The organism is Deinococcus sp. JMULE3 (genome assembly GCF_013337115.1).
Classification (GTDB): domain Bacteria; phylum Deinococcota; class Deinococci; order Deinococcales; family Deinococcaceae; genus Deinococcus.
Genome location: NZ_SGWE01000004.1, coordinates 966113 through 986624 on the forward strand (window position 1 = coordinate 966113; position 20512 = coordinate 986624).

A 20512-nucleotide genomic window follows, 5' to 3' on the forward strand; every position below is an offset into this window, starting at 1 on the left:
CGCCCGAACATGCATAAATATAGACAGGTGCGTTTTCTCAGCACAGCCACGAAGTATCTCTGATGCCCGGCCACGGCACCCGGATGAAAGTCACATCCGCCCGTCTATCCCTGCGCTATGATGCCGCCGATCAACCCCTAGACAGACCGTGCAAGACGCCCAGACAGGCGCCCTTGTACCAGATGTCAAAGTACCAACCCTGGAGGATCAATGAAAAAAGTTGCTGCTCTCGCCACCCTGCTGACCCTCACCAGCGCCCTCGCGGCCGCGCCCAAGGACACCCTGGTCTACCAGTCCTCCTCCGACATCCCCACCCTTGACCCCGGCGTCACCTACGACACGGCCTCCGGCGGCGTCGTCGAAAACCTCTACGAGACCCTCGTCACCTACAGCGGCGCCAGCCTCAGCAAGCTCGAGCCCCTGCTGGCCACCAAGTGGACCATCAGCAACGGCGGCAAGACCTACACCTTCGACCTGCGTAAAGGCGTGAAGTTCCACAGCGGCAACGCCATGACCTGCGCCGACGCCGAGTACTCCTTCGAGCGTAACCTGGTCACCAACAGCGCCGAGTCCGGCAACTGGTTCCTCGCCGAGAGCCTCCTGGGCACCGGCGCCAACGCCGACGACGACAAGACCATCACCTGGGCCCGCATCGACAAGGCCGTCGAGTGCAACAACGCCGGTCAGCTGGTCTTCACCCTGCCCGCCGTGGACCCCGCCTTCCTGGCCAAGCTGGCCTTCTCCGGCCAGAGCGTCGTGGACAGCAAGCACGCCGCCGGCCTGGGCGAGTGGAACGGCAAGGAAGCCACCTGGAAGGACTGGGTCGGCAAGGACCTGACCAACAGCAAGCTGAGCCAGAACCCCAGCGGCACCGGCGCGTACAAGCTGGTCCGCAAGGACTCCAACACCCTGCTGGCCACCGCGTTCGACGGCTACTGGGGCAAGAAGCCCGCGATCAAGAACGTCGTGATCCAGAAGGTCAGCGAACTCGCCGCCCGTCAGCAGGCCTTCCTGCGCGGTGACGCCGACCTGATCGACGGCGGTGGCCGCGCGGTCGACGAAGCCCAGGTCAAGGGCAAGGCCGGTGTCGACTGGATCGACAACCTGTCCAACACCGTCGCTCAGGCGTTCTTCATGAACCAGAACATCAAGAACCCCGCGCTGCTGGGCAGCGGCAAGCTGGACGGCCGCGGCATCCCCGCGACCTTCTTCAAGGACGCCAACGTGCGCCGCGCCTTCAGCTACGCCTTCGACTACGACAAGTACATCCAGGACGTGCAGAAGGGCAAGGGCAAGCAGCGCACCATGCTGCTCCCCGAGATCTTCGGCGGCTACGACGCCAAGGTCAGCAAGTACACCTACGACAAGGCCAAGGCCGAGGCCTTCTTCAAGCGCGCCTACGGCGGCCAGCTGTGGAAGAACGGCTTCACCCTGACTGCCAACTACCGCCAGGGCAGCGAGCCCTCGCAGAAGGCCATGGAAATCCTGAAGGCCAACGTTGAAGCGCTGAACCCCAAGTTCCGCATCAACATCCAGGCCAAGCAGTGGAGCGAGATGCTCAAGGACTCCAAGGACGGCAAGGAAGCCATGACCATCATGGGCTGGGCTCCTGACTACGCCGACCCGGACAACTTCATGTACACCTTCTACAGCAGCAACGGGTACTACAACCCCCGCCTGAACTGGAAGGACACCCAGATCGACAAGTGGCTCGAGCAGGCCCGCAGCACGGTGAACAACACCGAGCGCAACCGCCTGTACAGCCTGGTCGGCAAGAAGGCCTTCGAGCAGGCCCCGTACATCCTGATGCCCGCCGGGATCGGCTACATCTTCATGCGCGACAACCTGGTCGGCGTGAGCGCCAGCAACTACAACCCCATGATCTCCTTCAGCGCCACCGGCACCTTCTGGAAGGAACTCAGCAAGAAGTAACCCTTCTCTGAGCTGAACAGCGCAGGGCGTCCCGCCAGGGACCGCCCTGCGCCCCTGTGTTTCCCCCGACCGCGCCAAAACGGGCAAAAGCACCGCCCAGCCGACAGAAACGGTTCTTCATGCCGGGACGAACGACGGACGTCCTTTGCGTTCAACCCACCCTGTGCCCTAGTCTAGAGAGCGGACTACAGCTCAGGCGTCACCTTCCAAACCAACGTTCGTTCTTCACCCTTTCGCTCCGACCGCCAGAGCCCAGCGCGGCTCCAGGCGCGGACAGTCACTCACCCCGAGGCTCTCATGCTCAATTTCATCGTGAAACGACTCATCCAGATTCCTGTGGTGATGCTCGTTCTCTCCCTGATGATCGTCGGCCTGACCCAGCTGCTCACCCCCGAGCAGCGCGCTGCGCCCTACATCCGCAGCGAACAGCAGGCCGCCCGACTGGAACAGATCATCGAACAGCGCGGCCTGCGCGACCCCTTCCCCGTGCAGTACGGCCGCTGGCTGACCAGCACCCTGCAGGGCGACCTGGGCTACTCCAAGGCCAGCAACCAGGACGTGATCGTCACGATCAAGGAGCGCCTGCCGCGCACCGTCGAACTGACCATCCTGACCGCCATCCCGATCCTGCTGATCAGCGTGTGGCTGGGCACCCTGAGTGCGCTGCACAAGGACAAGTTCATCGACCAACTGCTGCGCGTGTTCGTGGTGCTGGGGTACTCGCTGCCCAGCTTCGTGGTCGGCATCCTGCTGCTGGCGGTGTTCTACGCCTACCTGGGCTGGCTGCCCGGCTCGGGCCAGCTAAACGTCATCAACACCTTCGCGCTGGGCGACATCAAGACCTACACCGGCCTGCTGACCGTCGACGCCGCCCTGAACGGCCGCTGGGACATCGCCTGGGACGCCCTGCAGCACATGATCCTTCCAGCCCTGACCCTGGTGATCGTCCTGAGCGCCAACATCATCAAGGTCATGCGCAACAACATGCTCGAAGCGCTGACCAGCGACTACGTGCGCACCGCCCGCGCCAAGGGCCTCGCCCCCAGCGTCGTGAACCGCAAGCACGCCCGCCGCAACGCCCTGCTGAGCATCGTGACGCTGGCCGGCTTCCTGATCATCGGCCTGCTGGGCGGCTCGCTGATCACCGAGACGATCTTCGCGTTCCCCGGCATCGGCCAGTGGGTCGTGCAGGCCGCCGTCGGCGTCGACCTGGCCGCCGTGCTGGGCTTCGCCATGCTGACCGCCGTGATCGTGGTCGTCGTGAGCACCATCGTCGACATCCTGTACGGCGTGATCGACCCGCGCGTGAGGTTCGACTGATGCCCCGCCCCACCACCCGGAGGACCGCATGACCGCTGCCGTCGCCCCCAAACGCGACCGTTCCCGCTTCCAGGAGTTCTGGACCAGCCCCGCCACCCGCAAGCTGCGCCGCAATCCGCTGGCCATCACGGGCCTGATCATCACCATCCTGTTCGGATTGATCGCGCTGTTCGCGCCCCTGATCGCCAAACCCAGCGGCAACTGCCTGCGTGACCTGAACATCACCAGTGCGAACGAGGTGTACAACCCCGCCGGGGGCGCCTTCTGGCGCGCCGTGTTCACCCCGCCTGCCAGCTGCTACAAGACCGAACGCCTGAGCTTCGCGCAGGAACCCACCAAGCCCAGCGCTGCCGCGCCCTTCGGCACCGTGAACGGCTACAACATCTTCTACGGCCTGATCTGGGGCACCCGCACCGCGCTGAAGATGGCGTTCATCATCGTGGCGATCACCCTGGGTCTGGGCGTGGTCATCGGCGCGATCAGCGGCTACTACGGCGGCTGGATCGACAACCTGATCCAGCGGTTCATCGACGTGCTGTTCTCGCTGCCGCCCCTGATCCTGACGGTCGTGATCCTGACCATCCTACGCGCCCGCTTCCAGAGTGGCGGCGGGGACTACGACCCGACCCTGCCGATCATCGTGGCGTTCTGCGTGACCGGCTGGGCCGGATACGCCCGCCTGATCCGCGGTGAGGTGCTGCGCACCCGTCAGCTGGAATACGTGGACGCCGCCCGCGGCCTGGGCGCACGCGACCCCCGCCTGATCCTGAAGCACGTCGTGCCCAACAGCGTCGCCGCCGTGTTCACCATCGCCGTGCTGGACCTCGCCACCGTGCCGCTGAGCGTCGCGGGCCTGTCCTTCCTGGGCCTGGGCTTCGAGTCCGGTTCCGCCGAGTGGGGTCAGATGATCGACTTCGCCCGCGCGTGGCTGAAACCCGAGTACTGGTACGTGCTCGTGTACCCGGCAACGTTCATCGTGCTGTTCAGCCTCGCCTTCAACCTGTTCGGTGACGGCCTGCGCGACGCGCTGGACCCCAAGTCCCGCTGAACACACCAGAATCCGGCAGAACGCCCCCCCGCAGACCAGAGCGGGGGGTTCTTCATGCTGTGCAGCCGGGTCAGCGGGGACGGGTCAGGACGAACAGGACCAGTGCCAGCGTCCACAGCAGCGCCGCGAACAGCGGCGTGGACAGGAACGCACACCCCACCAGGAACGTGAGCCCCGGGGCCGTGGCAGCCTGCATCGCCCCGGCCAGGGCGCGCTGCGGGGCGGGCAGCGTCTCATCACGGGCGGTGCGGCGAGACAGGTGCCAAGCGACACCCGCCAGCAGCAGGACCAGCAGCAGCACGCCCCCCTGTGTCGCCAGCCCCTCGACCCGCAGGGGCCTGAGCAGGGCCAGTAGCGCGCCCAGCGGCACGCCCGGAGCGGCCAGGGTCAGGAAGGCGATCAGGTGAGCGCGGCGCGCGGCGCGGAGGTACCCGGCGGCGTCCCCGGCGCGCAGGTCGCGGGTCAGGGCCTCAAGCATGCGCGTGGATCAGCGTGACGGTCGCCGCCTGCCCGGCCACCTGCACCCCGGCACCCTCCGCGAGTTCCTTGCGCAGGCGCGCCACGCTGCCGCTCCCCGCGTGCAGTCCGGCCTGACCGACGACCTTCCCGTCCGCCGTGATCTCCGCCCCGGCCTCCCAGGGTCCGGCGCCATCCAGTCGCACGAGGTGGTAGCGGGCGTTCCCGCGCGCCTCCAGGCGGGCCATGATCTCCTGCCCCACGTAGCAGCCCTTGCGGTAACTGATCGACGGCAGGGGCCCGGTGAGGTCCAGGCCGACCTCCTGCGGGAGGGTGCCGGTCAGGGCGTCGCGCGTGATGTCCGGGATGCCCGCCTGCACGCGCGCGGCGTCCAGCTCGGGCAGGGGCACCTCGGTCCCCGGCAGGGCCGCCAGCACGGCGTCCTCGTGCCGGGCGAGGTAGTGCAGGTCCACGCCCGGCGCGCCCGCGCGGTTCACGCGGCCCGCCAGCACCGTACTCCCGGCCAGGTCGAAGGTCTGCGCGTCCCCGCCGTCCGCCTGCCAGCCGCTGGGGACCGCGCCGGGCCAGACGTGCACGGTCCGCAGTTCATCAGTGACGTCCTGCACCTCCACCTGATCGAAGATGATGTACCGCCGCAGCCGCGCCGCCAGCGCCCCGGCCTGCCCGGCGTCCAGGTGCAGGTACACGTCCTGCTCGCGGCGGTACGCGCGGGCGAACTGCTCGATCTGCCCACGCACGTTCAGGAACGCGCAGGAGACGAGCCCCGGCGTGGGCGCCGCGCGGAGGTTGTTCGTCATCTGACCATGCACGAAATCCACGCGGTCGGCGCCGGTCACGCGCAGGCTGCTGGAGGGAATCCGGGTCCACATGCCGCCCAGGGTACGGGATGCGGCGCGCGGCATGTGGAACGCGGATGACACGCGGGAGGGGGATGTGGGCTCTGAGCTATGGGCAAAGGCCGGGGCTTGCTCAGAGCTCAAGACTCATAGTCCAGAGCTTCAGTCGCTGGCGAGGGCCAGTTCGCGCTGCCGGGCCTGCCGGGTCAGGTGCCAGCGGCTCAGGTCGGCGGCGGCGTCCCGGACGATGGCGTTCGCGTGCGGCAGCGCGGCGCGGCGGCTCTGCATGTTGCGCGCGACGATGCCGGTCAGGTCGTCGAGGTTGTGCAGGTGCGCGCCGGGCACCCCGGCGATGTCGGGATTCAGGATGCGCGGCACGCTGATGTCGATCAGGAACATCGGGCGGCCCGGCCGCTGCCGCAGCGCGGCGTTCACACCCCCGGCTCCCAGGACGTAGTGGGGGGCGCCGCTGGAGGCGATCAGGACGTCGGCCTCGGGCAGGACCTCTTCGAGGTAGTCGGCGGCGCAGGGGCGCCCCCCCAGTTTCTCGGCGAGCTGCCGGGCGCGTTCCACGGTGCGGTTCACGACGATGACGTCCTCGACCCCGGCGGCGCGCAGGTGCGTGAGGGTCAGTTCGGCGGTCTCGCCCGCGCCGATGATCAGCGCGGTGCGGCCCGCGAGGCTGCCCAGGGCCGCCTGGGCGAGTTCCACGGCGGCGCTGGACACGCTGACGATCTTGTCGCTCATGCCGGTCTCGAAGCGCACGCGTTTCCCGGCGGCCAGGGCGCCCTGCGCGACCTTGTTCAGGGTGGTGCCGGTCAGGCCGCGTTCGCGGGCGTCCATCCAGGCGCGTTTGACCTGCCCCTGGATCTGCGTCTCGCCAATGACGAGGCTGTCGAGGCCCGCGGCGACGCGGTACAGGTGCGTGACGGCGGCCTCGCCGGTGTGGACGTACAGGTGCTCGCCGAGGTCCTGAGCCCAGGCGCCCTCGAAGGCGGCGCGCGGGTCGCCGCTGACGCCCGCCATGTACACCTCGGTGCGGTTGCAGGTGGCGAGCAGCATGACCTCCTGCGCGTAGCCGCACAGGTGCGACAGGAGGGTGCCCTCGTGCCCGGCGCGCACCGCGGCGCGTTCGCGGACCTCGACGGGGGCGGTCTGGTGGTTCAGGCCGACGACCACGAAGTCCAGCGCCTGCGGGGCGTGCGTGCCCGTGCGGGTCAGCAGGGCGTGTGCGGTGGGGCAGGCGAGCGTCACGCGAGCCCCACGGACTGACGAATGTCGCGGCGCAGGGCGTCCAGGCTGGCGGTCCGCACGGCTTCGGGCTGGGTCAGGGCGGCCTCGCGCCGGGCGGTCCAGCCGTCCAGGGTGGCCTCGTCGGGCAGCAGGGCTGCGGTGCGTTCCGCGAGGGCCTGGGCCAACAGCGGGAGTTCCCGCCCGGTGGTCACGGCGACCTGCACGCCGGCGCGCTGCGCCTGCGCGGGGAAGCGCCAGTTGCCGCGCGTGGCGTCCCCGGCGTCGTTCACCAGGGCACCCTGCGCGCGGGCGTCGCGGACGACGGCGTCGTTCACGTCGGCGGACCCGGTAGCAGCGACGACCAGTGCCGCTCCGCTCAGGTCGCCGCGCCGGTAGTGGCGGGCCTCGATCTGCACGGGCAGCGCCGCGAGGTCCGGGTGCTGCTCGGGCGCGACGACCTGCACCTGCGCTCCGGCGTCCAGCAGGGTGCGAGTGCGGCGCAGCGCGACCTCTCCCCCGCCGACCACGACGACGCGTACGCCGCGAAGATCAAGGAAGGCAGGGAGGAAACTCATCTGCGGCAGCATAGCGTGCCGGGCGCGGGGCAGCCGTCCCCGACCGATCGGTAAGAAAGACGACTGGGACGCACTTGCAGCGAAGATCCGTCACTGGGTGCGGGACGCCCGTGGAGAGGCGGGAGGGGGCCGTCGTTCCACCGTCCATCCTCCAGCCCCTATTCCCCATCCCCCGTCCGCAGGGCGGCCTCGGCGGCGTCGGCCAGGGCGTCCAGCGTCGGCACGGCCGCCACCGTCACGCGCGTGAAGCCCGCCTCGCGCGCCGCGTCGGCCGTCTGCTCGCCCATCGCCGCCACGCGGAAGTCCGTCCCGGCCAGGGCCGCCAGGTGCCGCGCGGCGCTGCCGGACGCCAGGGTCACCACGGCCGCGCCGCGCAGGCGGTCCATGCTCAGGTCGTCGGGCCGGGCGGGTTCGGTACGGTACAGTTCCGCCCGCCCGTAGGGCAGGCCGCGCGCGGCCAGGGCGCGTTCCAGGTGATCCTCGGCCAGCTGCGAGGTGAGGTGCAGCAGCGTCCCCCCGTCCGGCGTGGCGGGAATCTGCGCGCCCAGGTGCCGCGCGCCCGCCACGGTCGGCACGAAGTCCGCGCGCAGACCCCGTTCGGCCAGCGAGCGGGCCGTGCTGGGACCCACCGCCGCGAGCCGCGTGCCCGCGAGGTGCCGGGCGTCCAGGCCCAGCGCGTCCAGGTGCTCGAACAGCGCCGCGACCGCCTGGTTGCTGGTCAGCAGCAGCCACGCCACGCCGCTCAGGTCCCGCAGGCGGGCGTGCAGCGCCTCCGGCTGCGACGTCGGCGCGAAGCGGATCAGGGGAACCTCCAGCACGCTCGCGCCCCGCGCCCGCAGCCGCTCGGACAGGTCGCTGGCCCCCACGCGGGTGCGGGTCACGGCGACCGTCTGCCCCGCCAGCGGCCCGCGCGCGCCCTGCGCCGCCTGGAACCACTGCAGCGGGTCGTGCAGGCGCACCACCTCGCCCACCACCGTGACCGCCGGGGCTTCCAGGCCAGCCTCACGCACCCGCGCGGCGATGGTCGCCAGGGTGCCGGTCACGCTGCGCTGCTGCGGCGTGGTGCCCCACTGGATGGTCGCGGCGGGCGTCCCAGGCGCGCGGCCCGCCTCGATCAGTTCAGCGGCGATCTGGTCGAGGTTGCGCACGCCCATCAGCAGCACCAGCGTGTCCACGCCCGACAGCCGCCCGTAGTGCGCGCCGCCGCCGCGCGTATTGCCGGTCAGGACTGCGAACGACTGCGCCAGATCGCGGTGCGTGACGGGAATCCCGGCGTAGGCGGGCACGGCCAGGGCGCTGCTCACGCCGGGCACGACCTCGAAGGGAATCCCGGCCTGGACGCAGGCCTCGGCCTCCTCGCCACCGCGGCCGAACACGAACACGTCCCCGCCCTTCAGGCGCACCACGCGCCGCCCACCGTCCCCCAGCGCCCGGCGCACCAGCAGGTCATTGATCTGCTCCTGCCGGATGTACTCGGAAAAGCCCTTCTTGCCCACGTAGATCGTCTCGGCCTGCGGGGCGAACCGCAGCAGGTCCGGGTTGGCGAGGTAGTCGAACAGCACCACCTCGGCCTGCTCCAGCGCCTCGCGGCCCCGCAGGGTCAGGAGGCCCGAGTCGCCGGGACCCGCGCCGACCAGGGACACGAACGCACGGGAGGAGGCAGGCACAGTCATGCGCCCCAGGGTAACGGCTGACCCGCGCCATGACAGTTGACCCGTTTAATCCACTTCTATGCAGGCCCGTGAAGGCCGGAACGGTCAGTCGGCGGCGCTGGCGTGCACGTCCCCGAGGTCCAGGTGGTGCGCGGACGTGTCGTGCAGGCCCGCGAAGCGCAGGTGCCGCTGACAGATGAACCACAGCTCGTCCCGGTCGTTCGGGAGGATGAAGTACGCGTCCGACGACTCGGACGGGTTGTACACCCCCACCACGCGGTACGCGCGGCCCTCGCTGAAGCCGCTGGACAGGGGCCGGGGCATCGGGGCGCGCGGCCCGTCGAGTTCCACGATGCGGACGAACAGGTGAGGGTGGAAGGCGATCATGACCCATGGTTCACCCGCGCCCCGCCCGGCAACCGGGGTATCCGACACAAGGTCAAGGCTGACCTAACGTTGTCCCGGCAGGGCGGCGGCAGGCGCTAGGCTGGCCCTCATGAACCCTCTCATCCGGCAGCTCGCGCAGGCCGAGGCTGCCGCCCACGGGCGCGGCGGCACCCGCGCCGAATTCGGCCCGCTCGTCGCCGCGCACCACGGCCCGGACCTGCCGCTGAACAGCGCCTGGCACGACGGCAGCGCGCCTCTCACGGAGGCGGACCTGCTGGACTTCGAGACGTTCAGTGCCGCTCACAGCGTGCCCGCCACGCTGCACCTCCTCGCCCCCAGCGTGAACGACGCCCTGCCCCTCCTGACCGCGCGCGGGTACGCCCTGACGTACGTCCTGCACGCCTACACGCACGACCTACGCGACCTCCCCCCCTCTCCCACGCTGGACGTGCGCCGCAGCGACGACCCGGACGGCTGGGCGGCCCTCTCCGCCCGGGGCTTCGGCCCCGGCAGCGAGGCGGTCATGCGGGTCGTGGCGCACCTGCCCGGCACGCAGTTGTATCAGGCGGAGGTGGACGGGCATGTTGCCGGAACCGCCGCGCTGAGCCTCACGGAGGGGGTCGCGGCGCTGTTCGGCACCTCCACCCTGCCCGGCCGCCGGGGCGTGGGCGCGCAGACCGCGCTGCTCGCCGCGCGCCTGCACGCCGCCCACGCGCAGGGCGCAGCGCTCGCCAGCGTGTTCGCCACGCCCGGCAGCGACAGCGAACGCAACATCCGCCGCGCCGGATTCGGGCTGACCACCCTGCGCCTGACCTTCACGTGTAACAGCTAGCGCACGCCCACGCAGGTCCGCAGCTGCGCCAGCGCGACGCGGTCCACCGGACCCAGCCCGTCCGGCAGGGCGTCCAGCGGCCAGAAGCGCAGCTCGGTGCCTTCCAGCCCGTCCGCGCGGGGCACGCCCTCCCAGCGGCGCACCACGTACACGGCGGACACCTGATAGAACTCGTCCCCGTTCGGCAGGCGCACGAACGTATCCGGCCCGCTGACCACCGTGAACAGGAGGGGGTCCAGCACGGTCAGGCCGGTCTCCTCGTGCACCTCGCGCCGCAGCGTGTCCTCCAGGGACTCGCCGGGTTCGCACAGGCCGCCCGGCGTGCCCCAGCCGCCGGTGTCGCCGCGCCGTTGCAGCAGGACCTCCTCGTCGCGCAGCAGCAGCGCGCACGCGCCGGACAGGATCAGTGGCATCGGGCCGGTGCGGGCGCGCAGGTCGCGGACGTACGTCACGCGGTCCACGCGCGTGCGGCTTGGCCCAGGCGGGTCAGCGGCAGGTGCGGGAGGTCGGCGCGCGGGAAGAAGCGCAGGTCGGCGAGTTCCTGCCCGTCGGGCTGCGGAGTACCGTGCCAGCCGGTCACGCGGTACGCGGCAGTGTACGCGTAGAACTGGTCGCCGTTCGGAGCCTCGCTGAGCTGCGCGGGGCCGAGCAGGTCAAGCAGCCGGGCGTCGGTGACGGTCAGGCGGCTCTCCTCTTGAACCTCGCGGCGCAGGGTGGCGTCCGGTGATTCGCCCAGTTCGCTGAGACCCGCGATGAGGCCCCAGCGGTCGGCATTCACGCGCCGCGCGAGCAGGATCTGCCCGTGCGGGTCGGTAATGAGTGCCGCGACGCCGATCAGGTTGACGGGGCGCGGGCCGATCAGCGCGCGGAGGTCACGGACATACCCTTCTCTGCTCATGTGAGCATGTTACACATCATACTGCCATCAAGAGGTCGGATTTGAGCACCGCACCGCGTCCCGCACCGCCGCGCACACCGCCTCCTGCACCAGGGCGCCCAGCAGCATGGGGTCGGCGGCCGGGAGCGTCCCCGTGCTGACCATGAACGCACTGTCTCCGTCCCAGAAGGTGTGGCTGGGGTGGATGACACGCGCCAGCGCCGCCTGCGCCGCGTCCGCCAGCCGCCGGCACTCCGCCTTGCTCAGGGTGTGCTCGGTGACGACCGCGACGAGCGTGGTGTTCTCCGCGTCGCCCGGCGTGAACGCCGCCGCGCCCGGCCCCACGCCCGGCCCGGCCAGCACGCCGCCCCGCTCGTCCAGCACGTCCCCGATGGGGTTCACGACCGCCAGCGCCCCCACCCGCACCCCGTGGCGTTCCAGCAGCACGCTGCCCAGCCCGCCCGGCACGGCACCCCGACCCAGGTACTTCCCGGCGGTCGCCCCGGTGCCCGCCCCGACCAGACCACGCGGCACGGGGTCGCTGCTGGCGGCCCGCGCTGCCTGTTCTCCCTCGGCGTCGCCGGGGCGGACGTCCGCGCGGCCCACGCCCAGGTCGTAGATCACGGCAGCGGGCACGATCGGCACGCGCGCCCAGGGCGTCTCATGGCCCACGCCGCGTTCCTCCAGCACCCGCACCACGCCCGACGCCGCCGCCAGCCCGAAGGCACTCCCGCCCGTCAAAAGCAGCGCGTGAATGCGCTCCACCTTCTTCTCCGGGGCGAGCAGCACGCCCTCTCGCGTGCCGGGGCTGGGGCCCAGGAACGACGCGGACGCCACCGCGCCCGCCGGGGGCAGCAGGATCACCGTGCAGCCCGTGCGGGCCTGGGCGTGCGTCCAGTGGCCCACGCGCACGCCAGGAATGGCGGTCAGGGTGAGGTTCGGGGTCATGCGGGCATTCCAGCACCTCGGCGCGCACCGACGCCACTCCCGGCCGGGGCACTCACTGCGGGGCCGCCCTCGGCATGACTCCTCACCACAGCGCGCGGCGCAGGCGGCATCATCCGGGGCACACATGAAACGCGGTCCCCTGCTGCCGACCCTCGTCCTGTCAGCGTCCCTGCTCAGCCCGGGCGCGGAGGCCCTCACGATGACGTACCCGAACTCCACCACCACCATCCACGAGCAGCCCGGCGACTGGGCCGGCGGCGAGGGACGCGGCGCGGTCGCGGGCGCCGCGGGCCTGAGCCTCACGTCCGGCGCGACGAGCGGCACCTGGACCTCCGCCCCCATCCGCGTGCCCGCCTTCGACGAACTGGTGCCCTCGTGGAACGCCGTGACGCCGGCCCGCGGCAGCGTCAGCGTGGAGGTCCGCGCGCAGAACGCGGGGGGCTGGACCCGCTGGTTCAGCTTCGGCACCTGGAGCGACGCCGGGGACCGCGCCAGCCTGGACGGTCAGAAGGACCGCGCCGGGCAGGTCCTGACCGACACGCTGCGCCTGACCGCCAAGGCCAGCGCCGTGCAGTACCGCGTGACGCTGCGCGGCGCCGGGACCGCCGTGCGACTGGTGGCGCTGAACACCAGTGACCGCGCCCGCCGCAGCGAGGCACTGGGTGCCCCCGGCAACCGCGCCGCGTGGGGCAGGGAGGTCCGGGTGCCGCAGCGGTCCCAGATGCTCTACCCGGACGGCGGGGAGGTCTGGTGCAGTCCCACCAGCGTCTCGATGATCCTCGCGAAGCACGGCGTGAACGTCACGGTGCCCGACGCGGCGCGCGGCACCTTCGACCGCACGTACGACGGCACCGGCAACTGGGCCTTCAACGCCGCGTACGCCGGGGCGCGCGGGATGCGCGCGGTCGTGCTGCGCCTGCCCAGCCTCGCCGCCGCCGAGACGTTCACCGCGCAGGGCACCCCGCTGGCCGTCAGCCTCGGCTGGAAGGCCGGGGAGCTGCCGGGCGCGCCGCTGCCCACCTCGGGCGGGCACCTGATGGTCCTGACCGGCTTCGACCCGCAGGGCAACCCGGTCCTGAACGACCCCGCCGCGCCCAGCGACGCCCTCGTGCGCCGCACGTACCCGCGCGCCGCGTTCGAACGGCTGTGGCTGGGCCACTCGGGCGGGCTTGCCTACCTGATCACGCCCCGCTGAGCGCCACCCCCCGCCCCCCCTGTCCGGGTGTGTACCTGAACGGGGGATCACTGCCTGATGTGTGGTGTTTTCCACACCACGGCGGGCTTACCGTGGGGTCATGCACAGGTCAGCTCAGCTGCGGCTCGGGGCGCGCGACCAGGGGGTGGCGCTGGTCGTCACGCTGCTGTTCACCGGCATCGTCCTGATGATCATCGTGATGACCAGCGCCACGCTGGTCACCGGGGCGCGCAGCGGCGGCGCCGACGAGCGCCGCGCCTACCAGGCCCTGCTGGCCGCCGAGAGCGGCCTGAACACCGTCATGGTCCGCGTCAACCGCCGCCTGAGCACCACGCCGTACACCGGCAGCACCCAGGCGGCCCTGCAGGCCTGGCTGGCCGGACTGAACACCGACCCCGACGCGGCGCTGTTCCCCGCCACCCTGACCTTCACCCCGAAAAGCGGGGACGTCTTCACCGTCGAGTCGCGCGGCGCGGCCAGCGGCGCCGTGAAGGTCGCCCTGCAGGACTTCCGGCTGACCCCGGTGTTCCTGTCGGGCGGCATGCGCCTGCGCGCCGCGCTGACGTCCCTGCCACGCATCAACGCCAACGGCAGCTCGAAGATCACCGGCACGTCGGGCCGCGGCCAGATCACCACCCTGGCCACCGGCCTGACCGCCGCCCTCGGCAGCGCCGGAGTGACCGCGACCGTCAAGGACGCCAGTGGACTGCGGACCGGCGACTACGTGCAGGTGCCATCCACAACCGGGCCGCGTTTCCGCGTGACCGGCATCAACGGCACGCAGGTGAACCTGACCAGCGTGCCCGGCACGCTCGCCACCGCCCTGGTCGCCACCGCCGGGACCGGCGTGGACCTGCTGCTGAACGCCGCGGCGCAGACGACCACCAGCGTCACCGATCCCCTGACGCAGCGCGTGTCGAACGCCACGGACTTCACGGTCGGCGAGACTGTCACCGTCGGCGGATTCAAGGCGAAGGTCACCGCGCTGAGCAGCAGCGGCAGCGCGCCCGACGGGCTGGTCCTGGACTGGCTGGCCGGACAGCCCGCCAGCATCCCCGAAGGCACCGAAATCACGCGCGACCTGTCCGCCATGCGCAGCGCCAGCACCATCGAGGTCAAGGACGCCCAGAACGCCCTGGACAGCTTCGGCATGGACGGCAGCAACGACTGCCAGCTGGTGGACAAGAAACTCGTGAACTGCGAGGGCGAGGGCGACCCCCTGCTCACGAACGGCTCCTCGCTGGAAGCCGACAGGTTCTTCACGCAGCAGTTGCTGGGCCTGAGCGACGAACAGCTGAACGACCTCGTCCCCATCTCGTATCCGGACGCCAGCGGGAACTTCCCGCCCATGGTGAACGCCCTGCGCCGCATCCGCGCGCAGGACTTCGACGCGATGCTGAAAAACGGCACGTCCAGCGGCGTACTGATCGTGGACGGCGACATCAACTCCAACGTGAACGGCAACACCACCTTCGACGGGTTCATCTACTTCCGGGGCAACCAGGGCGGGAAATTCAACGGGAACCTCACGGTGAACGGCGCGGTCGCCGTGCGCGGCGGTCCCATCGAGGGCATCACCACCGATGACGTCGTCACGGACATCACCGGGAACCTCACCGTGAACTTCAACGCCGTGAAACTCCGCCAGATGCTCATGACCACCCGCGGCGGCCTGCACCTGAGCGACACCCAGGGCACCTGGAGGCAGCGGTGAAGGCCGGATTCACCCTGCTGGAGGTGCTGATCGTCCTGGTGATCGTGGGCATCCTGGCCGCGCTGGGCCTGGGCAGTTACACCCGCTGGCGGGCCAGCAGCGCCGTCGGCGAGGGCACGCAGGTGTTCACGCAGGCCGTGAATGCCGCCCGCACCGGCGCCAAACGCCTCAACACCTGCCAGGAGATCCGGCTCACGGCCACCAGCGCCAGCCCCTCCCTGACGCTGCGCGCCTATCCCGGCAGCAGCTGCAGCGGCACCCCCACCACCCGCACCCTGCTCCTCCCGGCCGGGGTGCAGGCCAGCCTGGACAGCGGCGCGAACAGCCTCGCGTTCACCGCGCCGTACGGTTCCACCGACGCCTCCCCGGCGCAGTTCCAGGTGTACTGGGCGGCAAATCCCAGCATCACGCGGCTCGTGCGGATCACGGGCATCTTCGGGAAGGTGATCGTCAAATGAACAACGGACCCCGCGAGGCGGGCCTGACCCTGATCGAGGTCCTGATCGCCCTGGCGATCTTCACGGTGCTGAGCGTCGCCGTGCTGGGCGCCCTGCCCATCCTGTTCAAGGTGAACCGCAGCACCCAGAACGACCAGGCGGTCACGGTCGCCGCCAAGGCCTTCATGGAATCCGTCCGCACCGGGTACAGCACCCAGGGCACCTTCGACGCGGGCACGCTGCCCGCCTCGCCCGACACCAGCCTGATGGGCGGCCTGACCTGCGCCGCCACCCAGAGCAACCCGGTCGCGGCGTGGGTGTCCCCCAGCGGCGGGCCGATGCTGCGCCGCGTCACCCTGACCTGCAAGGGCGCCGGGCAACCGGACTACACCTTCACGCTGGACTTCGGACGGCCCAGCTCATGAGGCGCGAGGCGGGCCTGACCCTGATCGAGATCCTGATCGCGCTGGGCATCATGGGCGTCGTGATGGTCCTGATCACGAACTGGCAGACCGACACCCTGAACCTCACCACCCGCACGAACGCCACCGGGCGCGGCCTGACCGAACTGAACGACCTGACCGGCTACGTCGGGGACCGCGTGCGCGCCGCGCAGCGCGTCCGGGTCGCCACGTCGGGCCTGAGCGTGAACAGCGGCAGCGGCAACGCCTGCTCGACCCTGAACCCGTGCCTGGCGGCCGTGCTGCCCGACACGGACCTCATGACCGGCACCGTCACGCGCTACGTGCTGTACGTGTACCGCCTGGAGAAACGCTCGGTGGTCACGCTGGACAAGACCCCGGACGACTGGGCGGAAAGCAACGTGCAGGTCCTGCGCGAGTACCGCAGCGGCGACACCGCCACCACACCCGTGAACTGCGTGCCTGCAGCCGGGCAGACCTTCGAGACGGCGACCGGCGCGGGCTGCGCGGACATGCGCAACCTCGCCGGGCTGACCTCGGTGGGAGGCTTCAACCCGTACGTCGTGGCGGATTACCTGACGCCCGCCGACCAGCTGCCCGGAGGCGCCGCCCCCTTCGAGTGGAACGCCGCCACGAGGTCCGTCACGCTGCGCGTCCAGTTCCGCCAGCAGGCCGGTGGGCGCGTCACGACCCTGCCCCCCACCCAGGCGTACGCCCTGAACGTCCGCGCACGCAACGTCCCCTGAGAGACTGTCCGGCAAGGGGTTCGAGGGACTGGCGAGCACGGCGTCCTGTGTTCACAGACTCGGCACCGACACTCCCCGAGCGGTGCCAGCGCCGCTGAATGGACCATCCTCAGCCCCATGAACACGGGATTCATATGGGATTCAAGTGATTTCAAGTCATTCGGAGTCGACGGGTGGCCCCCTCACCCTTCCGTCGCTTCGCTCCTCAGCTGCGCAGCTCTGCGAGTCCCTCCCTCTCGCACATAGGGAGAGGGGACAGCGGAACGCAACCACGTTGGGACTCGCAGGGCTGCCCCGCAGAGAAGGAACGGGACGGGTTCCGGGTGTGATACGGGATTCAAGTGATTCCAAGTCATTCGGAGTCACCCGGTGGCCCCCTCACCCTTCCGTCGCTTCGCTCCTCCCTCCCTCTCCCACCAGGGGAGAGGGGACAATGGAACGCGATCACGTTGCAAGCAAGTCAATTTTATCCCGTATGAAGTGGTCCGGACAGCGCCCTTTCCTGAAAACGGTTTCAGGTGTACGCTGCCAGGGATCACTGAACCGTTTCAGCTTCCTGCCCTGTTCTCCCGAGGTACCCCATGACCCAGATGCCTGCCCTGACCGATCTCGACGCTCTGCTGGACCAGTTGACGCTGGAGGAACAGGTGGCCCTGCTGTCCGGTGCGGACGCGTGGCGCACCGCTGCCGTGCCGCGCCTGAACATCCCCCCGCTGAAGGTGAGTGACGGACCGGCGGGCGTGCGGGGCGGCGGGCCGCTGATCGGCGGGCGGCGCACGGCGGCGTACCCGGTGGGGATCGCGCTGGGCGCGACGTGGAACCCGGACCTGCTGCGCGAGGTCGGAGCGTCCCTGGCGCGCGAGGCACGGGACAAGGGCGCGACGGTCCTGCTCGCGCCGACCATCAACGTGTTCCGGTCCTCGCTGAACGGCCGGAACTTCGAAAACTACGCCGAGGACCCTGTCCTGACCGGTCGGCTCGCGGCGGCGTACGTGCAGGGCCTGCAGGCGGGCGGGGTGGGGGCCACGCCGAAGCACTTCGCGGGGAACGAATCGGAATTCCAGCGGGGCACCATCGATTCGGTGATCGACGAGCGGACGCTGCGGGAACTGTACCTGCGGCCCTTCGAGATCGTGGTGAAGGAGGCACGTCCCTGGGCGATCATGACGGCGTACAACCGCCTGAACGGCCCGTACTGCTCGCAGCACCCGTGGCTGCTCCAGAAGGTGCTGCGGCGCGAGTGGGGCTTCACGGGGCTGGTCATGAGCGACTGGGGCGGCACGCACTCGGCGGCCGAGGGCGTCCTGGCGGGCCTGGACCTGGAGATGCCCGGCCCGGCGGTGGCCAGAAAGCCGCTGCTGGAGCAGGCGCAGGCGGACCCGGAGGTCCGCGCGGGCGTGCGTGAGCGGGCGCGGGCAGTGCTGCACCTGCTCGCCCGCACGGGTACCCTGACCGAGCCGCTGGACGTCGCGGACGACCACGAGCGCGACACCGAGTACCCCCAGACGCGCGCCCTGATCCGCCGCGCGGGGACCGAGGGGCTGGTGCTGCTGAAGAACAGCGGCGGCGCGCTGCCCCTGCCCGCCGGGGCGCGGGTGGCGGTGATCGGCCCGAACGCCGAGGCGGCGCAGGTGATGGGCGGCGGCAGCGCGCAGATGAACGCCCACCGCCGCGTCTCCCCCGCCGAGGGCCTGCGCGAAGGGGGCCGCGTGAGCGTGGTCGGCAGCGCCGAGGGCACCGGGCACGAGCGGTACCTGCCGGTGCCGCAGGTCGAGACGCGCATCGAGTACCGCGATCAGGCGGGCGGCCCGGTGATCGGGCAGGACACGCGCCCGCAGGCGGAGGTGATGTTCTTCGGCCTCCCGGACGGAGTGAACCCGGACGCGTTCCACGCGACCATCACCGTCACGGTGGACGCCCCGCACGACGGCAAATACGAGGTGAGCCTGGGCAGCGCGGGCCTCAGCCGCCTGTCGGTGGACGGCCAGCTGACCGTGAACAACTGGGAGGACTGGAGCATCGGGGAGCTGTACTTCTCGTTCGGGTCCGGGGAGCGCCGCGCGTCCGTTCACCTGAGTGAGGGGCGGCACACGCTGAGCGTGGAGTACACGCCGCACGTCATGGACATCGGCATCACGCCCTTCAACGCGGTGCGGGTGGGCTTCCGCGCCCGTCCGGACGGGGACCGGTTGGCCCGCGCCGTCGCCCTGGCCGCGCAGGCGGACTGGGTAGTGCTGTGCGTCGGCACGACCGGTGAGTGGGAAACCGAGGGCGTGGACCGCGCAGGCCTCACCCTGCCCGGCGATCAGGACGCGCTGGTGGAGGCCGTGCTGGACGTCAACCCGAACGTCGTGGTGGTCCTCCAGACGGGCGGCCCGGTCGAGATGCCGTGGCTCAGCCGCGTGCCCGCCGTGATGCAGGCGTGGTTCGCGGGGCAGGAGGTCGGGCATGCCGTCGCGGACGTCCTGACCGGACTGGCCGAACCCGGCGGGCGCCTCCCGCAGACGTTCCCGCACTCCCTGGTGGACGACCCCACCCACCCGCTCACACCGGACGTGCAGTACCCCGGCGAGGACGGCCGCGTCGAGTACCGCGAGGGCCTGTACACCGGGTACCGCCACGTGGACCGCTCGGGCGTGACGCCGCTGTTCCCGTTCGGCTTCGGCCTGAGCTTCACGACGTTCACGCTGGGCGCCGCGCAGCTGCACGCCCCGGCCTTCCCGCAGGAGGCGGCGACCGTGACGGTCCCGGTCACGAACACCGGAGCACGGCCCGGCAGCACCGTCGCGCAGCTGTACGTGCAGCCCCCACAGGGCCGCGTGGACCGCCCGCTGAAGGAACTCCGCGCCTTCGCGAAGGTCCACCTGAACCCCGGCCAGACCGGCGACGCCGTGCTGACCGTCACGCCGCGCGACCTCGCGTACTTCGACGTGGCCGCGCAGGCGTGGGTGGCCGACCCCGGCGAGTACGTCCTGCACGTCGGGCAGAGCAGCGCCAACCTGAGCACGCAGGTCACGCTGACCCTCGCGCAGGAGTGGCGCGAGGCCCTGCCCGACGCCGACTGACGGTCACAACGAGGGGGGGGCACGATGCCGAAGCAACCGCGCCCCCTCCTGCTTATTCCTCGTCGTCCCGTTCGGCGGGCGTGGGGTCGAGGAGGTCCGCGCTGCCCGGCACCATCGCGTAGTCGCACAGCGCCAGGAATGCCGCGTCGCCCGGCAGGGCGCTGACGCCCAGCGTGAACTCGGCGTCCAGCTGCGACAGCAGGTAGTTCACGGCGAGTTCCGGACGCAGGTCGCGCGGCAGCAACCGCAGCGCGTCCGGGGTGCGTTCCAGGCGCAGGGTGTCCCGCAGGGGTCCCTCGGCCAGCCAGTCGTTCAGTTCCCGCTCGGCCTGATCGAGCGGGCGGGGCAGGCCGTACGGGTGGCGCAGTTCCACGCGCAGCAGCCGCCCGTGCCGCTCGGTGCGGGTCAGGTCCAGGTCCAGCTGCGCCAGGGCGCTGACGTGCCCGGCGGCCTGCGCGGCCAGTTCCAGCGCGCCCTGCGCGGCGTCCAGCGTCTCCACGGTCAGGCGGCGCCACGCGGGGTCCTCCGCGCCGTCCGGGTCGAGCAGCACCGCGCCGTGCAGCAGCACCTGCCAGGACGTGAACGCGGCGGGCACGTTCAGCAACGCCTCCTCGTCCAGCGCCGTCACGGGAATCAGTTCTGCGGCGCGCAGCAGGCTCGACAGGCCCGACGCGACACGGTCCAGCTCGTCGGACCCGGCGTGCAGCAGGGTCCCCTCGGGATTCAGGAAGGCGGCGATCATGCCCGCCACTGTACGGCCCCCGGCGCGCCCCCCCTGCTCAGGGCGGCGCGGACCACCTGGCTCCCCTTGAGGGG

20 protein-coding genes are annotated in these 20512 nt (G+C 70.9%); 10 read left to right on the top strand and 10 right to left on the bottom strand.

Annotated features, from left to right (window positions below; translation table 11 throughout):
- Positions 1–210: 210 nt before the first annotated feature.
- The 3 genes from EXW95_RS07575 to EXW95_RS07585 all read left to right on the top strand — a co-directional run bounded on the left by EXW95_RS07575 (position 211) and on the right by EXW95_RS07585 (position 4300).
- Positions 211–1932: an ABC transporter substrate-binding protein gene (locus EXW95_RS07575; protein ID WP_174366934.1), complete on the top strand. Its 1722-nt coding sequence runs from the start codon at positions 211–213 to the stop codon at positions 1930–1932.
- A gap of 297 nt (positions 1933–2229) precedes the next feature.
- Positions 2230–3252: an ABC transporter permease gene (locus EXW95_RS07580; protein WP_174366935.1), complete on the top strand. Its 1023-nt coding sequence runs from the start codon at positions 2230–2232 to the stop codon at positions 3250–3252.
- Positions 3253–3280: 28 nt separating this feature from the next.
- Entirely contained in the window at positions 3281–4300 is a 1020-nt protein-coding gene (locus EXW95_RS07585; protein WP_174366936.1) for an ABC transporter permease, read from the top strand.
- Positions 4301–4370: 70 nt separating this feature from the next.
- On the opposite strand, the gene EXW95_RS07590 is transcribed toward EXW95_RS07585, so the two are convergent.
- The 6 genes from EXW95_RS07590 to EXW95_RS07615 form a co-directional block, all read right to left on the bottom strand.
- Positions 4371–4778: a hypothetical protein gene (locus EXW95_RS07590; RefSeq protein ID WP_174366937.1), complete on the bottom strand. Its 408-nt coding sequence runs from the start codon at positions 4776–4778 to the stop codon at positions 4371–4373.
- Complete coding sequence (locus EXW95_RS07595) at positions 4771–5646, bottom strand: folate-binding protein YgfZ (protein ID WP_174366938.1); 876 nt, start codon at positions 5644–5646, stop codon at positions 4771–4773. The genes EXW95_RS07590 and EXW95_RS07595 overlap by 8 nt, the downstream gene beginning before the upstream one ends.
- Before the next feature lie 129 nt (positions 5647–5775).
- Positions 5776–6867 carry a glutamyl-tRNA reductase gene (gene hemA / locus EXW95_RS07600; protein WP_046843233.1) on the bottom strand — a complete coding sequence of 364 codons (1092 nt, stop codon included), beginning with the start codon at positions 6865–6867 and terminating at the stop codon, positions 5776–5778.
- Entirely contained in the window at positions 6864–7421 is a 558-nt protein-coding gene (locus EXW95_RS07605) for a bifunctional precorrin-2 dehydrogenase/sirohydrochlorin ferrochelatase (protein WP_254605542.1), read from the bottom strand. Before EXW95_RS07605 ends, hemA begins: the two co-directional genes overlap by 4 nt.
- A 158-nt stretch (positions 7422–7579) precedes the next feature.
- Complete coding sequence (gene cobA / locus EXW95_RS07610; RefSeq protein WP_174366940.1) at positions 7580–9094, bottom strand: uroporphyrinogen-III C-methyltransferase; 1515 nt, start codon at positions 9092–9094, stop codon at positions 7580–7582.
- 84 nt (positions 9095–9178) lie between these two features.
- Positions 9179–9460 carry a hypothetical protein gene (locus tag EXW95_RS07615; protein WP_174366941.1) on the bottom strand — a complete coding sequence of 94 codons (282 nt, stop codon included), beginning with the start codon at positions 9458–9460 and terminating at the stop codon, positions 9179–9181.
- A gap of 109 nt (positions 9461–9569) precedes the next feature.
- On the opposite strand from EXW95_RS07615, the gene EXW95_RS07620 reads away from it, so the two are divergent.
- Positions 9570–10292, top strand: a complete 723-nt coding sequence (locus EXW95_RS07620; RefSeq protein WP_174366942.1) for a GNAT family N-acetyltransferase — start codon at positions 9570–9572, stop codon at positions 10290–10292.
- Here EXW95_RS07620 and EXW95_RS07625 read toward each other — a convergent pair.
- Genes EXW95_RS07625 through EXW95_RS07635 form a run of 3 tightly spaced genes read right to left on the bottom strand, consistent with a single transcriptional unit; the run spans position 10289 to position 12117 of the window.
- The gene (locus tag EXW95_RS07625) at positions 10289–10753 is read right to left on the bottom strand and encodes an NUDIX hydrolase (protein ID WP_371809970.1); all 465 of its coding nucleotides are present in this window, start codon (positions 10751–10753) and stop codon (positions 10289–10291) included. The genes EXW95_RS07620 and EXW95_RS07625 overlap by 4 nt on opposite strands.
- On the bottom strand, positions 10741–11190 hold the full coding sequence (locus EXW95_RS07630; protein WP_174366943.1) for an NUDIX domain-containing protein: 450 nt from the start codon (positions 11188–11190) through the stop codon (positions 10741–10743). Before EXW95_RS07630 ends, EXW95_RS07625 begins: the two co-directional genes overlap by 13 nt.
- Before the next feature lie 27 nt (positions 11191–11217).
- Positions 11218–12117 carry a P1 family peptidase gene (locus EXW95_RS07635; protein ID WP_174366944.1) on the bottom strand — a complete coding sequence of 300 codons (900 nt, stop codon included), beginning with the start codon at positions 12115–12117 and terminating at the stop codon, positions 11218–11220.
- 124 nt (positions 12118–12241) lie between these two features.
- On the opposite strand from EXW95_RS07635, the gene EXW95_RS07640 reads away from it, so the two are divergent.
- The 6 genes from EXW95_RS07640 to EXW95_RS07665 all read left to right on the top strand — a co-directional run bounded on the left by EXW95_RS07640 (position 12242) and on the right by EXW95_RS07665 (position 19696).
- Complete coding sequence (locus EXW95_RS07640; RefSeq protein WP_254605544.1) at positions 12242–13312, top strand: peptidase C39 family protein; 1071 nt, start codon at positions 12242–12244, stop codon at positions 13310–13312.
- Positions 13313–13412: 100 nt separating this feature from the next.
- Positions 13413–15026 (top strand): pilus assembly PilX N-terminal domain-containing protein, encoded by a 1614-nt coding sequence (locus tag EXW95_RS07645; RefSeq protein ID WP_174366945.1) that lies wholly within the window; start codon positions 13413–13415, stop codon positions 15024–15026.
- Positions 15023–15484 carry a prepilin-type N-terminal cleavage/methylation domain-containing protein gene (locus tag EXW95_RS07650; protein ID WP_174366946.1) on the top strand — a complete coding sequence of 154 codons (462 nt, stop codon included), beginning with the start codon at positions 15023–15025 and terminating at the stop codon, positions 15482–15484. The genes EXW95_RS07645 and EXW95_RS07650 overlap by 4 nt, the downstream gene beginning before the upstream one ends.
- Positions 15481–15888 carry a prepilin-type N-terminal cleavage/methylation domain-containing protein gene (locus tag EXW95_RS07655; RefSeq protein ID WP_174366947.1) on the top strand — a complete coding sequence of 136 codons (408 nt, stop codon included), beginning with the start codon at positions 15481–15483 and terminating at the stop codon, positions 15886–15888. The genes EXW95_RS07650 and EXW95_RS07655 overlap by 4 nt, the downstream gene beginning before the upstream one ends.
- On the top strand, positions 15885–16631 hold the full coding sequence (locus EXW95_RS07660) for a prepilin-type N-terminal cleavage/methylation domain-containing protein (protein WP_174366948.1): 747 nt from the start codon (positions 15885–15887) through the stop codon (positions 16629–16631). Before EXW95_RS07655 ends, EXW95_RS07660 begins: the two co-directional genes overlap by 4 nt.
- 581 nt (positions 16632–17212) lie before the next feature.
- Entirely contained in the window at positions 17213–19696 is a 2484-nt protein-coding gene (locus EXW95_RS07665; protein WP_217449176.1) for a glycoside hydrolase family 3 C-terminal domain-containing protein, read from the top strand.
- Positions 19697–19748: 52 nt separating this feature from the next.
- On the opposite strand, the gene EXW95_RS07670 is transcribed toward EXW95_RS07665, so the two are convergent.
- Positions 19749–20438: a hypothetical protein gene (locus tag EXW95_RS07670; RefSeq protein WP_174366949.1), complete on the bottom strand. Its 690-nt coding sequence runs from the start codon at positions 20436–20438 to the stop codon at positions 19749–19751.
- Positions 20439–20512 lie beyond the last annotated feature (74 nt).

Excerpts from the sequence above, each read along its gene's own strand:
- EXW95_RS07575 (WP_174366934.1), top strand. The coding sequence starts at position 211 with ATGAAAAAAGTTGCTGCTCTCGCCACCCTGCTGACCCTCACCAGCGCC.
- EXW95_RS07580 (WP_174366935.1), top strand. The coding sequence starts at position 2,230 with ATGCTCAATTTCATCGTGAAACGACTCATCCAGATTCCTGTGGTGATG.
- EXW95_RS07585 (WP_174366936.1), top strand. The coding sequence starts at position 3,281 with ATGACCGCTGCCGTCGCCCCCAAACGCGACCGTTCCCGCTTCCAGGAG.
- EXW95_RS07590 (WP_174366937.1), bottom strand. The coding sequence starts at position 4,778 with ATGCTTGAGGCCCTGACCCGCGACCTGCGCGCCGGGGACGCCGCCGGG.
- EXW95_RS07595 (WP_174366938.1), bottom strand. The coding sequence starts at position 5,646 with ATGTGGACCCGGATTCCCTCCAGCAGCCTGCGCGTGACCGGCGCCGAC.
- EXW95_RS07605 (WP_254605542.1), bottom strand. The coding sequence starts at position 7,421 with ATGAGTTTCCTCCCTGCCTTCCTTGATCTTCGCGGCGTACGCGTCGTC.
- cobA (WP_174366940.1), bottom strand. The coding sequence starts at position 9,094 with ATGACTGTGCCTGCCTCCTCCCGTGCGTTCGTGTCCCTGGTCGGCGCG.
- EXW95_RS07615 (WP_174366941.1), bottom strand. The coding sequence starts at position 9,460 with ATGATCGCCTTCCACCCTCACCTGTTCGTCCGCATCGTGGAACTCGAC.
- EXW95_RS07620 (WP_174366942.1), top strand. The coding sequence starts at position 9,570 with ATGAACCCTCTCATCCGGCAGCTCGCGCAGGCCGAGGCTGCCGCCCAC.
- EXW95_RS07630 (WP_174366943.1), bottom strand. The coding sequence starts at position 11,190 with ATGAGCAGAGAAGGGTATGTCCGTGACCTCCGCGCGCTGATCGGCCCG.
- EXW95_RS07635 (WP_174366944.1), bottom strand. The coding sequence starts at position 12,117 with ATGACCCCGAACCTCACCCTGACCGCCATTCCTGGCGTGCGCGTGGGC.
- EXW95_RS07640 (WP_254605544.1), top strand. The coding sequence starts at position 12,242 with ATGAAACGCGGTCCCCTGCTGCCGACCCTCGTCCTGTCAGCGTCCCTG.
- EXW95_RS07645 (WP_174366945.1), top strand. The coding sequence starts at position 13,413 with ATGCACAGGTCAGCTCAGCTGCGGCTCGGGGCGCGCGACCAGGGGGTG.
- EXW95_RS07655 (WP_174366947.1), top strand. The coding sequence starts at position 15,481 with ATGAACAACGGACCCCGCGAGGCGGGCCTGACCCTGATCGAGGTCCTG.
- EXW95_RS07660 (WP_174366948.1), top strand. The coding sequence starts at position 15,885 with ATGAGGCGCGAGGCGGGCCTGACCCTGATCGAGATCCTGATCGCGCTG.
- EXW95_RS07665 (WP_217449176.1), top strand. The coding sequence starts at position 17,213 with ATGACCCAGATGCCTGCCCTGACCGATCTCGACGCTCTGCTGGACCAG.
- EXW95_RS07670 (WP_174366949.1), bottom strand. The coding sequence starts at position 20,438 with ATGATCGCCGCCTTCCTGAATCCCGAGGGGACCCTGCTGCACGCCGGG.